This window comes from Methylicorpusculum oleiharenae (assembly GCF_009828925.2).
Taxonomy (GTDB): domain Bacteria; phylum Pseudomonadota; class Gammaproteobacteria; order Methylococcales; family Methylomonadaceae; genus Methylicorpusculum; species Methylicorpusculum oleiharenae.
Genome location: NZ_WUTY02000001.1, coordinates 4,396,839 through 4,410,807 on the forward strand (window position 1 = coordinate 4,396,839; position 13,969 = coordinate 4,410,807).

Genomic DNA, 13,969 nt, shown 5'->3' on the forward strand with positions numbered 1-13,969 from the left:
AAATGCTTTCTGATTACTCGAAGTTGGCGTTTGCATTGATCGCCTATATCAGCATAATGAGCCCTTTTTTGCGACTCATACACCGATAAACACATGAAAGAACTCACTGACCGCGAGCTATATCAAGCCCTAGAATACGCCAGAAGCATTGACGAAGATACTGGCCGTAAAATGATGGAACAATTTGAAGGTGATCAACCGGCGCTGGTCCAAACCATCTTCGGCGTTTTTCCAAACATTATTGCCGAACACAATCAAGAGATGTCCTACTTTTTTATGGATTTATGTTTCGATGTGTTCTGCGTCTTTCAAAAAGCGTTTGGCCCCCTGCCCCCACAACATGAAATTGATATTGACTGGCTGGAAAAACAAGCCGTGCTTTTGGACACGGAGTTACAAGCACTGATCAAAGGGCGGGATATGGATGAAAAAATCAGTGCCAAGCTCAAAGACCGATTTGTGCATAGAATGCAAGAGGATAAGCCGCAAACCGGTCTCGTAAATTTCATGAATGACGCAATTGATGATTTTGCTTCGGAAAATACCGCCAGAGTGCCGGCGATTCAAATGACTCAGGCGATGATTTTTGTAGTAATCCGACTGTTTGATAACCTGTATAACCACCCTCAAAAAAAACCGACCTGATCTCCGGTCCAGTTTGAACTTTTAATGTGGCTTTGAGGGTTGGCGTAAGCCTTGCCAAGATCGCCATAGACCCATCCTTGGGGGCTTGACTCAGCTAAATGCTGCACCCATAATTTCGAGGTGCCACTTTGGCACAAAGGAGAAACATTATGACGACTTCATTACCTCGTATCACCGCTAGGGTGGATGCTGATACTCAAGATTTACTCACTAAAGCTACGGTCATATCGGGCATGTCCAGTATCAACTCATTTGTCCTTAGCGCGGCAGTTGAAAAAGCTAAGCAACTTATTGAACAAGACAAGACACTTAAGCTGACTGAACAGGATGCCCTGTTGCTTATGGATGCGCTTGATAAACCGGCGACGACTAACAGTAACTTAAAAGCGGCAGCTGCATGTTATGAAAACTCTGCTCGATAATGAGAACCGTACTTTTAGACAAAGCGAAACACGATAGAAACCGTTTTAATTGCGGTGTTGAGCCTTTAAACAACTACCTGAAATTCATGGCTAGTCAACAAGCCAAAAAAGATAATACAAGGACTTTCATTCTCGAAGACGAAGCCAATCAATCCAACATTGTTGGCTTTTACACGCTAACAATGACCCCCGTCGATTTAAACGCATTACCTGACAAGCTTCAAAAAAAACACCCTTCATCAATCTCGGGTGGACTGATAGCTCGATTAGCTGTCGATGAGCGCTACAAAGGGAAAGGCAAAGGTGAATGGTTGCTCATTGACGCATTAAAAAAGCTGCTTCAAGCAAGCAATACCGTTGGATTTCCGATAGTCGTCGTTGACGCCAAACACGGAGCCCAGCAATTTTACGAAAAGTACGGATTCACTGCTTTTCGAGATGCCGAAAACAAGCTGTTTATCACTATTGCCGACATACGGTCCAGCTTTGATTAAATGGACCCAATCAACAACTCAGGAAAGTTATTGGAAAGCGTCAGTTTGTTATCCCCGCGTCGTGGATCCCCGTATATGCGGGGATCCAGCTCAAGGTAAAGCGCAGATCAACTAAACCTGACCTACGGACTTGGGATTACCGATCATGATCGTCAGAACTGTCATCTTAGGGATGATGCCGGTAAAGCCACACGCCACCGGGATTCTCGCTCAGATCAAACTGATCGGTGCCGACGTGATTGTCCCAGCTGACCGTCAAGGTGTTGCCGTTACTGAAATCGGCGCCCGCCAGACTCACCCGTTTTGCTTCGACAAACAGGCTTTGCTCCGCGAGATCGATACGTACCAATAAGTCCCTTTTCAACAGCAGATAGACGTCGCCCTCGCGGCCGGGTTTAAACTCGGCAAATCGGGCTTCAAACAAGGTCACGCCATCCAGCTTGACGGCAATCAAATCGTCCGTCGCCAGGCTGCCAAAGCCGACATCGGCCCAGATAGAGACCTTCGCCTTGCGCGCGGCGTGATCGCGTTCGTCAACCACATGGATCTTGCGGGCGGTGACTTGCGGTGCGGCGGCAACAACGACGTCAACGCTGGAGGACACTTCAGCCTGGCCATCGATAACCGTCAATTGGGCTACATATCTGCCTTCAGTGGTGTAGACGTGCGTTGGAGTGGCTAGCACGCTCGTATTGTCAGGGCTCGCTGCATCGCCAAAGTCCCAGTGGCAGATATGCAGACTCTATATGTTACCTATCATTTCTAACGTTTTGAATAATCCATCCCGATATAGCCGAGCTTGCCTGATACCGAAATTTTGGATCGAATAGACGGCAATATTTCCAATATCCTTTTCTGCCGGCCTTGATAACACATAGTTAACCATTATTTCCGGCAAGCCGGGTTTCAGCTTCATCCCATATTTCTTGAGCACTACGAACACTGACGCCACTTGATTCGGCTTCATCGAGAATAAATCGGAGTCGGGTTTCTGCTTCTCGTTTTTCCTGATCCTGGCGAACCAGATCCCGGAAATATTCGCTGTCGTTCCCATATTTGCCTGAATCAACCTAGGATTTAACCCAACTTTCCATTTGATCGGTGATAGTGATAGTTTTGCGTTGCATGGCCATAAAAGCGCTCACAATTAAAGATCTGTACTTTGTATGACAATATCATACTATCAACAAACACTACCTGCGAAAATCCAATCTCCATTCATTTAAATAGAAGTGCGTATCATGAAATCAGATACACAGAACACAACACAACCTGCACCCAAAGACAAACCTGTCAATTAAGGCAACACGGGGGAATGAGGCGTTACGAACGACATTGATCATATAGGCCCGCTTGCTCTGATCCGTTAACTGCTGGATTTTTCAGAAGTTGCTTACTTCAATTGTTGAGGTATTCTCTCGTAGCCTACGAACAAAGCAAACAACAGACTTTGACCCGATATTTCGTTTGTCCAATGCCTGATTTATATGTATATTTAAAATCTTTATTTGAATATACCTAATTCAATGACTGATTCAGATTCAAAACCGTTGAAAACGCGGATGCGTCTTTTAATCACCGCCAGCCGGATTTTTGCCGAAAAAGGTTTTCAGGAAACAACGATTGCCGAAATCTGCGAACAGGCTCAGTCCAATATTGCTTCAGTCAATTACCATTTTCGGGACAAAGAAAGCCTTTATCTGGAATCCTGGCGCTATGCGTTCCAACAAGATCTAGCGCTTTACCCATCGGATGGCGGCGTCGCTTCAGACGCTCCGGCAGAGCAACGTCTGGCTGGTCGCATCCGTTCTTTGATCGCTCGTATCGCCGCAGAAAATTCGCATTTTTTCGCAATTATCAACAAGGAAATGGCTCAACCCACTTCGCTGCTGCCGGAAATTCTCGAAAAGGAAATCAACCCCCAACGCCAGGCCATGATCACGCAAATTAAGGAGTGCCTGGGACCGCTAGCAGATGACCAGGATATTCACTTTTGCCACACCAGCATCATTGGCCAATGTTTTCATTTGATGCAACTCAAACACATGAAAAAGACCTATCCTGAGCGCAGACACTATCCGGAACTGGAAAACCCGGTGAGCTATGCCGAGCACGTTGTACTCTTCTCTCTGGCTGGTATTCGGGCGCTTCGCAACCGGATAGAACAATCCCGCGGAGACAGCGCATGCGCGCAATAAAAGTTCCTACCGTTATGCTGCTGCTTTGCCTGCTCAGTGCGTGCAGCATTGAGGTCAAAGAATTTAAGACACCGGTTGCGGTTAACGAATCCTTTTCATTAAGCGGCAGTGTTCCATTGAAGGAACGCTGGTGGCTAAGTTTTAACGATACAGCGCTGAATCAGCTTATCGATAAAGCGCTGCAGCAAAATCTTGATCTTATCGCCGCTTATGAGCGACTCAAACAGGCCCAGGCCATCGCTCGCAAGACCGGTTCAGAACTGATTCCCGCCCTTGACGGCACATCCAGCCTGAGCCGCAGAGATGGTAATGAAACGCTAGGCTTACTCACTAACGATAATTTTTCACTGGGCCTCATTGCCAGTTACGAGCTTGACTTGTGGGGCCGCATTAGAGCCGGCACTTATGCTGCCGAACAGGATGTAAAAGCCTCTGAACAGGATATTCATACCGCCGCAATTGCATTGTCTGCAGAAATTGCACGCACCTGGTATCAATTGATAGAACAACAGAAACAATACAACTTACTGACTGAACAAATCGTCATCAATGAACAATATGCCAACTTAGTGGAAGTCCGTTTCAGAGGCGGTCAAGCGACTGCGGCTGACGTATTCCAGCAGCGCCAATTGCTGGAAGGCGTGGTTGGCGACCGTTATACCGTGCTGGCCAACATTGAGGTCCTGAAAAATCAACTGGCGGTTTTAACCGGCCAATCGCCCGGAACGCTCGAAATTGCGACCAGTGATCGTTTTCCTGAAATAAACGGTTTACCGGATACCGGATTAACCTCGGATTTGATTCAACGCCGCCCCGATGTCCTCAAAGCCTATTTCCGGTTGCAAGCTGCCGACCTGAGAGTAGCGGCTGCGATTGCCGACCGTTTTCCAAAAATCGGCCTGTCCGCAGGAATAGACACGACTGCACCGGATCTTCAGGACTTCTTTAATAACTGGATGGCGACGCTCGCCGGCAATCTGGTTTTACCGTTGATCGACGGTGGCCGCCGTATTGCGGAAGTGGACCGCACCAAAGCCGCAACTGAGGAAGCGCTTAATCTGTATGGACAAAGCGTATTGCAGTCCATCAAAGAAGTTGAAAACGCCTTGGCTCAAGAAGAGAGGCAACATCAACGCCTGGACAGCCTGAAACAGCAACTGCGTTATTTGAATGAAGCCAATAACAATATCCGGATTCGCACCGCTTACGGTGCTTTCGATTTTCTCCGCGTACTTTCGACGCTCAACAGTTTGCAAGCCATGCAGCGCTCGCTGATTCGTGCCGAACGCGAATTGGTCGATTTCAGAATTTTACTCTATCGCTCACTTGCAGGTGGGTGGCCACTTGCGGAACCCGTTAAAACCAGGATTGAAAACAATGGCTAATGTTTTAAGGAAATTATTCAAAGCACTCCCTTCTCTGTTGATTATTGCCATTGCCGGATCCTTGTCTTATTACTGGCTGACCAATAAACCGCGCGCGGCGCGCAATCCGGTAAAGATAAGCGCTCCTTTGGTCGAAGTCATTGCGCCGCAGATAATCGATCATTCTGTTACTGTTTCCGCATTGGGAAATGTTGTTGCTTCGCAAAGTGTCAATTTAAACTCTCAAGTCGACGGCATGGTCAAGTCGGTCAGCGAAAACTTCATCGAAGGCGGCTTATTGAGAAAAGGCGAGGAAATCGTCAAGCTTGATCCTACCGACTATGAATTGCGCCTGCGCCAAGCTCAAAATGATTTGATCCGGGCCAAGTTCAATTTAAAACTGGAACTCGGCCAGCAAGAAATCGCTCAAGAGGAATATAAACTGCTGGGCGAGGAACTGGATGAACTCGCAAGCGAACTGGTCCAACGCAAACCTCATCTGGAAGCCTCAAAATCGGCACTGGACGCTGCCGAAGCAGCACTTGAACAGGCCCGTCTGAATCTTCAGCGCACACAAACCATCGCACCTTTCAACGCCGTGGTCACTGCGCGTAATGCCAATATCGGCTCCTGGGTATCGACGTTCTCTACCGGCACACCCCTGGTTCAACTGGTTGCGACCGATACCTTCTGGATAGATGTCTCGTTGCCGCTGGAAAAACTGCGCTGGATCAATATTCCCGGTTTCAACAATGAACAAGGCTCGACCGTCAAGATAACTTACTCGCAGGCGTGGGGACCGGAGGCATTCAGGATCGGCAAGGTCAAACGGTTGAAAGCCGAGGTGGAACCGGAAGGACGCATGGCCAAGTTGATTGTCGAAGTCGAGGATCCGCTGGGACTCAAACCGGCTAATCGCAACTTACCGCATATGATGCTGGGCACACTGGTCCATGCCGCTATTGCGGGTAAATCAATTAATCGTGTTATGGCAATTCCCGAAAACGCGGTGCATGACGGCAACCGGCTCTGGTTGATGACAACAGAAAACACGCTGGATATCATCACAGTTGAACCGCTCTGGAATGAGTCGGGATGGGTCTATTTAAGCGCCGAAGCACTTCCGCCCTCTCCCCGCATTATCAATAGCGATCTGTCTGCTCCCGTCCAGAACATGCAAATCCGCACTCATGAACCCAAGATTTCCGAATCGGCCAGGTAGATACGATGTCACAAGAGCAACATTCGACAGAAACCGGCACTATCGCCTGGATGGCAGGCCACTCGGTAGCAGCCAACCTGGTCATGGCCGTGTTGATCATTGGCGGCCTCTTGTTTATGACGACTATTCGGCAGGAAGTATTTCCGGAATTTGAAATAGACACCGTCAGCATCAGTGTCGCATACCCCGGAGCCAGTCCGGAAGAAGTCGAAAGCGGCATCATTCTGTCAATAGAGGATGCTATAGGCGGCATTGAAGGCGTCGATCAAGTCAATTCTTCCGCCAAAGAAGATATCGGCATGGTCACAGTCGAAGCCCTCAGAGGCACGGACATGCAGCGCCTGACGCAGGAGATTCAAAAAGAAGTTGATCGCATCACGACCTTCCCCATTGATGCCGAGAAACCTCAAGTCACCGTAATGGCCAATAAGCGTCAGGTCATTTCCATCGTCCTATTTGGTGATACGCAAGAAAACGTGCTGCACGAACTGGCAGAACAATTCCGGGATCAACTGTTACAAGACCCCGGCATCACCCAAATCGAACTTGAAGGTATCAAACCGCTTGAAATCGCGATCGATATCCCACAGGAAACGCTGCGCCGATACCGTCTGTCGCTAGGCGACATCGCTCAGCGCATTACTGCCGCCAGCATCGACTTGCCGGGCGGCAGTGTTAAAACCGGTACCGGTGAAATTTTGATCCGGGTCAAAGAACGCCGGGATTACGCCAACCAGTTTGCCAGCCTGCCAATTATTACCACTGCGGACGGCAGCCAGGTAAAACTGGGCGACATCGCCACCATCAAAGACGGTTATGATGAAAGTGATTATTACGCGACTTTCGATAACCAGCCTGCCGCGATGATTCAGGTTTACAGCGTCGGCGACCAAACGCCGATCCAGATATCTGAAACGGTCAAAAAACACATGGAACGTATCGTTCCCGAGCTACCCAAAGGCATCTCTGCCGAAATCCGACGAGACACATCGGAGGAATATTCGCAGCGTATCGATCTTTTGCTCCGCAACAGTGCCATGGGTTTAGTGCTGGTTTTCATCATGCTGGCCCTGTTTTTGGAATTGCGTCTGGCATTTTGGGTGATGATGGGGATTCCGACAGCATTTCTTGGCTCATTTTTGATTCTGCCAAGCATAGGCGTCAGCCTGAACATGATTTCGCTGTTTGCTTTCATAATCGCGTTAGGTATTGTCGTGGACGACGCAATCATCATCGGCGAAAACGTTTATCACTACCGGCAGGAAGGATTTTCGCCGATGCAAGCCGCAATTAAAGGCACACAAGAAATGGCAATGCCGGTCACTTTCAGTATTTTGACCAATATCGCGACTTTTATGCCGTTGCTCTTTATCCCCGGCATCACCGGCAAAATCTTTTACATGATACCGCTGGTGATCATCACCGTGTTTCTGCTGTCGCTGGCGGAAAGTCTGTTTATCCTGCCCTATCATTTGGGGCAACTGAAGGAAATGAAACGTCACGGGATTTTGGCATTCGTGCATCACTACCAGCAAAAATTCAGTCATGGCTTCAGGCATTGGACGACGCACCGCTACGGACCTTTTCTGGAAAGTATATTAAGGCATCGCTATCTGACCATAGCGGCCACTTTCGCATTGTTAGTCGCCACGCTTGCTTATGCGTTGAGCGGCCGAATGGGCATGACACTGTTCCCAAAAACCGAATCCGATTTCGCTCAGGTTACGCTGGTCATGCCGTTCGGGACTCCGGTTGCCAGAACTGAAGCTGTCGCACGCCATCTGTTTGAATCCGCTCAAAAAGTAGCAGGGAGCGTTCCGGACGGAGATAAGCTGCTCAAGGGTATTTTTGCTGAAATCGGCACGATCGACCACAAGAGAACGACAGGAAGTCATTTGGCTTCAATCCGGGCTTACCTGGCACCGCCTGAAATACGCGATAAAATCATGAGCACTGAGCAGTTTAACCAGCGATGGCGAGAAGCCACGGGTGAAATCGCAGGAATCGAGTCGATCATGTTTGAATCGGATGCAGGCGGACCGGGCTCGGGCTCCGCATTAACGATAGAACTGAATCATCGCGATATCAAGATACTGGAACAAGCCAGTCAACAACTGGCCGATGCGCTTAACGCCTACCCTATCGTCAACGATGTCTCCAGCGGTTTTAGTAGCGGCAAGGAACAACTGGATTTTAGCTTGTTGCCTGAAGGCAGAAGCCTTGGTTTCACCGCGCAAAACGTCGCGCGCCAAGTCCGTAACGCTTTTTTCGGTGCGGAAGTATTGCGCCAGCAGCGGGGCCGAAACGAAATCAAAATCATGGTCAGACTTCCTGAAGAAGAACGGATGTCGGTGCAAAACATTAAAAACTTAATGCTATGGTCACCTGCAGGGTTGGAAATTCCGTTAACCGAGGCCGTCGAAATCGAGCAGAGCCGGGCTTATACCGAAATCAATCGCCGAAATGGCCGGCGCAATATACAAGTCAAATCAGGCGTTACGCCGCGCAGTCGAACCAGCGAAATTCTAAATGATCTGGAAGCAACCGAACTGCCTCGTTTGAAAAATGAATTTCCGGGTTTGCAATACAGCTTTCAAGGCAGTCAGGCAGAGATGGCAGACAGCCTGAGCAGTCTTAAAATCAGTTTCGTGTTCGCTTTACTGGGGATCTATGCAATGCTGGCAATTCCGTTCCGTAGCTATGTTCTGCCGCTGATCGTCATCGTCAGTATTCCTTTTGGCATCATCGGCGCGATATTCGGCCATTTACTGTTGGGTTACGAGTTAAGCATCTTGAGCATGCTGGGTATCGTGGCCCTCTCCGGCATTGTGGTCAACGACGCGCTGGTATTAATCAACTACGCAAACGAATTGCGGACTGAGGCTGACAGCAACAGGTCACCTTTGCACATCATCAAAACGGCAAGCATTCAGCGCTTGAGACCGATCTTATTGACGACACTAACCACTTTCTGCGGCTTGATGCCGATGATTTTCGAAACATCCAGGCAAGCCAAAATGCTGATTCCGATGGCTATTTCGATAGGCTTCGGCATCATGTTCGCCACGCTGATCACGCTGATTCTTATCCCTTCACTCTATCTGGTAGTCGAGGATTTGCGCGCACTGCTGGTCAAGCTAAAAAAGACTGAATCCTCGGTGGATTAGCTTACTCCGGCTTCATTTAAGCTTTCGCCTACCCTTCTTTATCATCAAACGGGGAATTGCTGACAAATTCTCAATCCGTTTATTTTTTCTGGCGATCAATCCGCCTGCTGAAACTCTTGAGCAAATTCGGCGAGTTCATTTTTCCAGGGCTTTGTGTTGTATCCCCAATCACCTTCATCCAGAAGCTTTTCCGCTTGCGCGAATTCGGCTTTTATCTGCGTTAGATTTGCTTCGTCGCCGTCGGCCCAGAGTGCCTGAGCATAAAACAGGTGGTTAAGCGGGTGGCCTGGATGTTCCTTGGCTGCTTTTTCCACCAGTTCCAGCGCCTTGTCGAGGTCTCCAATACCATTGGGCCAAGCCGGAGCCTTGAGATAAAGCATCCCCAATAATCTTAGCGGGCCGCCGCCGTCGATGTCCGGACTTAAAGCCACCGCTTGCTTCATTTCTTCTTCCAGACGACCCAGGTTCACTATGGCCTGGGTCATATGTTCGCGTACCGAAAGGCCCAGATTAGCGGCTAAATAGTAATGCACCGCCCCATCACCGCGCCCTCCTTGTTGCAAAGCGGCTTCGGCAAAGCCAACCCCTTCGGCAGCCAATTTTTCGCGCTGCATTTGGTCCATTTCACGCTCGGCCAAAAGCAGGGACAGGCGACTTGCTAGCGAGGTACTCAGCGCCGCAGGATCTTGACTATTGCGAAGAACAATCCGAGCACACGCCAAGGTATGGGTATCTGTCTTAGGACCAAACCGGTTTTGCTCCTCGACCAAAGATACAGCGGATAGTTTAGGGCAATCATCTGGCAATTCTGTCTGCACCTGATCACGCGGCAAACCGGCGCAACCGGCCAGCAATGTCAGCAACACAAGCGGCGGAACAAGCCGTGTTTTATTCTCCATCTTATTGCCCGTTTGCCCACAGCTTGATCATCGGGTCAAACACTACAGAGTCTACAGTAGCAAAGGCTTCCACCCCGAATAGCTCGCACAGCTTTTTGCCTTCACTGTCGGAACACATACCTTCCAATGCCTTAGCAAAACGGGCGCGCTCGTCCTCTGTCGTTGTGGCGCTGTTGGCTACAACGCCCATCAGTGGAATTTCCTCGGAGGTAAAGACAGCTTCAAGAGACGTATCCATTTGGAGCGAAGAGAGGCCGCCAAATTGTTGCTCGTTCAAGATGACCGCATCCAGTTCTCCTTTATTCAAAGAGCGCAAGGCACGGATTGCCTGATTTGATTTTTGTAAGACAAAAAAAGTGTCGGGGTCGTATTTTCCGGCAAAAACGATTTTGCCGATGAAAGAGGATTCTTCCAGGGCTGTTCCGCCTAGCGTTTTACCTTTAAGCTCATCCAGGTTCTTGTACTTGCCTTTCTGAACCATGACCCGGTAACGTTCATGGGTAAGCCCTTTAATTTTGGGTTGAACTACAGGTACTAGGTTATGTTGATTGCGCAAATCCAGAAAAAGCCCCAACGAGGTGATGGCGAACTTGGGTTTATTGTCGGCCATCTGTTTTCTGCATTCGTCCGATTTAGCCGTAAACACACTGTTAAAGCTGTTCTCCTGCCATTGACCGACACGTTCAACCACGCGCAACATCGAAGTCATTGCTCCGTTGGCGTCTTTTGCATTGACGGATCCGCCGGGATAGCACACCACGATCATTTCTGAATTAGGCGCGGCATTGGTAATAAAGGAAGCCGCAGCCAGGCCGGCAAGAATAAAGAGACAGATTTTTTGCATTAGGGTTTTCTCTTGAAATCAAGTAACTGTCCAATGGCAGGAGCCACGACGAGAGTTGCGGTGAGGCAGCACACCAATCCTATGGTGATACTGATACCCAAAGAGGATACGCCCCGGTAACTGGCCAAGGTGATAGCACCCAGACCTGCCAAAGACGTTCCGGCGGCCAATCCGATGGTCTTACCAACGTTCAGGCTGACTTGCAAAGGCGTATGGCTCTTTAATTCATTCCAGCGGTAGCTGAACCAAACGCCGTAATCAACTGCCAACGCGATGACCAAGGGCAAGGCAACGATATTGGCGTAATTGTAGCTCATGCCTGCCAGCGCCATTATTCCGAGCATCCAGCCCCCACCAATTAACAAGGGCAGCGCCGCCAACGCGAAGCCGCGCACGCTGCGTGTCGCCGCCATGACCCAAAGTAAACATAAGCCTAGAGCCAACTGCGTGCCGTGTGTGAAACTTTCAACCACGGCCTTGGCAAACTCTTGATGTGTCGTCGGAAAGCCGGTCGCATCGGGCGAGACGCTATAAACATCGTTGATCAGCGCGTCCAGATTGACGGGGTCGTACACGGTTTTTGCAGGGAAAGCATAGATTGCGATACTGCCGTCAGCAGCGAAGAAACGGTCGCGCAGTGCAGGTGGTAACTGATCCGGCGTCAGCGGTTGAATCTGCCTCCATGACGCGATCATTTTGAGTCCGGTATCCGCTCCGGACAATAAAGCCCGTAAAAAACTCTCGCTACGCACCCGACCCTGTTCACCCTCTGTAGCGAGCTTTTCTGAAATGGCCGAAAGCTGCACTCGCAATACCTCCAGACTCTCGACCAGTTTGGAATGTCCTGCGGAAAAGGCCTGCTCCTGAGCTTCGTCTATGACACCTGCGCTGTTATGCAGCAATTCCTGCAATAACTCGAAGGATTTTGCAGACAAACCCGATTCAGTCAGTCCGGCGATCTGTTTGGCCGCGTCTGTCCGGGAAAATGCGTCACCGATACTCACCGCTTTTTGAAGGCGTTGGTCCGCATCGGGAGGAAACAGATTGGTCAGCGACTGCACTTGGGCAATTGTCTTGAGATTGCCTGCCTCGCTGGTGATGCGCCGGGCTTCCGCCAAGTCCTTGGCTGTAAAAATAATGACTTCCGCCTGGTAATCGCTTTCCGCTACCATACGCTGCTGGTAATAAGCCGCCGTGGAATCTTTGGGCAACATGGCCAACACATCGTAGTCAAATTGAATAGCCGAGCCCTTGAATCCGCCAAAGACAGCGCCGCTTAGGGCAATTATGACGAGGATCAGCGCGACAGGCATTGGCAATGCAGCGCTTGATTTGCGGGTTCCGGCTGAAATTGAAGGCTTAACTAGCGCGGGGGTGGAGCTGAGTTTGGGCGGAAGTAAAACGTAGAGCGCCGGCTGAACCATCCAGGTACTGATCAGAATCATCAGCACACCCATGGCCGCTATCACGCCCAGCTCGGCAAAACCTGGAAAATCAACCGTAGCCAGAACACTGAAGATCAATAATGAAGCACCACCCGCGGTAAGCACTGCGATAAAGGATGAGCCGACGCCATCGCTTATCGCTTGAATTAACGGTTTGCCTGCACGACGCTCCTCGGCAATGCGAGAGGAGGTAAAAATGCCGTAGTCTGCGCCAAGACCGAACAAAATGGCGATAAAGGCTGCGGTGATCATATTGAGATGACCCACCGTAATAAAGGCCAATCCCAAACTCCAGAGCACGCCCAGCCCCATAGGAACAAAAATCAGCGCGGCCCAGCGCAAGCTTCGCACCACCAACAGAATCAACGTAGCGACTAGAAAAGCGGAAGTCAACGTCACCAGCATCATGTCCTTGCGAAGGTTGACATATTCCTCGTACTCTATGGCAGGCAAGCCGCTCAGCCCCAAAGTGGGCGGTGTTCGGCCGGCAGCTTTGGCTTGCGCAGCCAACTCGGCCGATACCTGTTTGACCTTGTCTACGAAGGGTCCAAGATTCTCGAAGTCTCCCGAAGGATTTTTCGGGTGAACGAACAAAAACAACATACGCCCGTCACGCGAGGTAAAGTAACCGTCATTCATGCCGCCTGCCCCGTTTTTAACGAGCAAGTTGTTCCAGTCCACACCGGCAGGAACAGTTTCAGAGGACAGCCAGCGCTGCCATTCTTCCAGGAAAAAAGCCGCCATATTCAGGCTTGTTTCGGCCGTAGTCAAATCAATGTCAGTCCCGCCCAGCGGAGAACTGCCTTTGCTCCAGCTTAATGCATTGAGCAGGTTTTGCTCCAAACCACCTTCAATCAAGGAGGGCTGACTCGCTATCGCAGCAAGCTTGTCAAGGCCCTCAGGCGGCATCAGCAAATAAGCATGGTCCAGAAAAAATGCAATATCGAGACGCGAGGTCGCTTGGCCTATTTCAGGTTCCGGTCTGAGTCTGGCGGCCAGATCGTTGGCAAATGATTCCAATTCGTTGCGCGGCGCACCCTCCAGAACCACTATGAGATCCGAAGCTGCACCAAAGTTTTTCAAAAAATCGTTAAAGCGCCCGGCAACTGCTGTGTTCTGAGGGAGCAAAGCTTGTCGTGAGGTGTGAACCGGAAGTTGTAACGTTAACAAACCTGCCAGAATCGACAAAACCAAGGCCAGTCCCAGGATCTTCTTGGGATTTCGGGCAAAGTATTCCGCTATCTTGGCGGCACGCTGGTTGATATTCAT

12 protein-coding genes are annotated in these 13,969 nt (G+C 49.9%); 7 read left to right on the forward strand and 5 right to left on the reverse strand.

All coding sequences use genetic code 11. From position 1 onward, the window contains the following. Positions 1 to 93: 93 nt before the first annotated feature. The 3 genes from GO003_RS19600 to GO003_RS19610 all read left to right on the forward strand — a co-directional run bounded on the left by GO003_RS19600 (position 94) and on the right by GO003_RS19610 (position 1,561). A complete protein-coding gene (locus GO003_RS19600) occupies positions 94 to 645 on the forward strand; it encodes a hypothetical protein (protein ID WP_159658852.1) in 552 nt (183 codons plus the stop codon). A gap of 149 nt (positions 646 to 794) precedes the next feature. Beyond that, positions 795 to 1,067 (forward strand): type II toxin-antitoxin system TacA family antitoxin, encoded by a 273-nt coding sequence (locus GO003_RS19605; protein WP_159658851.1) that lies wholly within the window; start codon positions 795 to 797, stop codon positions 1,065 to 1,067. Next, complete coding sequence (locus tag GO003_RS19610; RefSeq protein WP_269144427.1) at positions 1,067 to 1,561, forward strand: GNAT family N-acetyltransferase; 495 nt, start codon at positions 1,067 to 1,069, stop codon at positions 1,559 to 1,561. The genes GO003_RS19605 and GO003_RS19610 overlap by 1 nt, the downstream gene beginning before the upstream one ends. 166 nt (positions 1,562 to 1,727) lie before the next feature. Here the strand turns inward: GO003_RS19610 and GO003_RS19615 are convergent, their stop codons facing one another. Together GO003_RS19615 and GO003_RS19620 are read right to left on the reverse strand one after the other, a co-directional pair. Next, positions 1,728 to 2,300, reverse strand: a complete 573-nt coding sequence (locus GO003_RS19615; RefSeq protein ID WP_159658900.1) for a PKD domain-containing protein — start codon at positions 2,298 to 2,300, stop codon at positions 1,728 to 1,730. A gap of 3 nt (positions 2,301 to 2,303) precedes the next feature. Next, positions 2,304 to 2,477 (reverse strand): type II toxin-antitoxin system RelE/ParE family toxin, encoded by a 174-nt coding sequence (locus GO003_RS19620; protein ID WP_159658850.1) that lies wholly within the window; start codon positions 2,475 to 2,477, stop codon positions 2,304 to 2,306. A 646-nt stretch (positions 2,478 to 3,123) separates the two neighbouring features. Here GO003_RS19620 and GO003_RS19625 point away from each other — a divergent pair. Genes GO003_RS19625 through GO003_RS19640 form a run of 4 tightly spaced genes read left to right on the forward strand, consistent with a single transcriptional unit; the run spans position 3,124 to position 9,512 of the window. After that, entirely contained in the window at positions 3,124 to 3,759 is a 636-nt protein-coding gene (locus GO003_RS19625) for a CerR family C-terminal domain-containing protein (protein ID WP_231089101.1), read from the forward strand. Beyond that, positions 3,747 to 5,144, forward strand: coding sequence for an efflux transporter outer membrane subunit (locus tag GO003_RS19630; protein ID WP_159658848.1), 1,398 nt, complete (start codon positions 3,747 to 3,749; stop codon positions 5,142 to 5,144). The genes GO003_RS19625 and GO003_RS19630 overlap by 13 nt, the downstream gene beginning before the upstream one ends. After that, a complete protein-coding gene (locus GO003_RS19635; protein ID WP_159658847.1) occupies positions 5,137 to 6,345 on the forward strand; it encodes an efflux RND transporter periplasmic adaptor subunit in 1,209 nt (402 codons plus the stop codon). The genes GO003_RS19630 and GO003_RS19635 overlap by 8 nt, the downstream gene beginning before the upstream one ends. A gap of 5 nt (positions 6,346 to 6,350) precedes the next feature. Beyond that, a complete protein-coding gene (locus GO003_RS19640; RefSeq protein ID WP_159658846.1) occupies positions 6,351 to 9,512 on the forward strand; it encodes an efflux RND transporter permease subunit in 3,162 nt (1,053 codons plus the stop codon). 95 nt (positions 9,513 to 9,607) lie between these two features. Here the strand turns inward: GO003_RS19640 and bstC are convergent, their stop codons facing one another. Genes bstC through bstA form a run of 3 tightly spaced genes read right to left on the reverse strand, consistent with a single transcriptional unit; the run spans position 9,608 to position 13,969 of the window. Then, positions 9,608 to 10,411 (reverse strand): sterol transporter outer membrane protein BstC, encoded by an 804-nt coding sequence (gene bstC / locus GO003_RS19645; protein WP_159658845.1) that lies wholly within the window; start codon positions 10,409 to 10,411, stop codon positions 9,608 to 9,610. A 1-nt stretch (position 10,412) separates the two neighbouring features. After that, complete coding sequence (gene bstB / locus GO003_RS19650; protein ID WP_159658844.1) at positions 10,413 to 11,255, reverse strand: sterol transporter periplasmic substrate-binding protein BstB; 843 nt, start codon at positions 11,253 to 11,255, stop codon at positions 10,413 to 10,415. Then, positions 11,255 to 13,969: a sterol transporter cytoplasmic membrane protein BstA gene (gene bstA / locus GO003_RS19655; protein ID WP_159658843.1), complete on the reverse strand. Its 2,715-nt coding sequence runs from the start codon at positions 13,967 to 13,969 to the stop codon at positions 11,255 to 11,257. Before bstA ends, bstB begins: the two co-directional genes overlap by 1 nt.

Coding starts and splice junctions, on each gene's coding strand:
- GO003_RS19600 (WP_159658852.1), top strand. CDS start 94: ATGAAAGAACTCACTGACCGCGAGCTATATCAAGCCCTAGAATACGCC.
- GO003_RS19605 (WP_159658851.1), top strand. CDS start 795: ATGACGACTTCATTACCTCGTATCACCGCTAGGGTGGATGCTGATACT.
- GO003_RS19610 (WP_269144427.1), top strand. CDS start 1,067: ATGAGAACCGTACTTTTAGACAAAGCGAAACACGATAGAAACCGTTTT.
- GO003_RS19620 (WP_159658850.1), bottom strand. CDS start 2,477: ATGAAGCTGAAACCCGGCTTGCCGGAAATAATGGTTAACTATGTGTTA.
- GO003_RS19625 (WP_231089101.1), top strand. CDS start 3,124: ATGCGTCTTTTAATCACCGCCAGCCGGATTTTTGCCGAAAAAGGTTTT.
- GO003_RS19630 (WP_159658848.1), top strand. CDS start 3,747: ATGCGCGCAATAAAAGTTCCTACCGTTATGCTGCTGCTTTGCCTGCTC.
- GO003_RS19635 (WP_159658847.1), top strand. CDS start 5,137: ATGGCTAATGTTTTAAGGAAATTATTCAAAGCACTCCCTTCTCTGTTG.
- GO003_RS19640 (WP_159658846.1), top strand. CDS start 6,351: ATGTCACAAGAGCAACATTCGACAGAAACCGGCACTATCGCCTGGATG.
- bstC (WP_159658845.1), bottom strand. CDS start 10,411: ATGGAGAATAAAACACGGCTTGTTCCGCCGCTTGTGTTGCTGACATTG.
- bstB (WP_159658844.1), bottom strand. CDS start 11,255: ATGCAAAAAATCTGTCTCTTTATTCTTGCCGGCCTGGCTGCGGCTTCC.
- bstA (WP_159658843.1), bottom strand. CDS start 13,969: ATGAATATCAACCAGCGTGCCGCCAAGATAGCGGAATACTTTGCCCGA.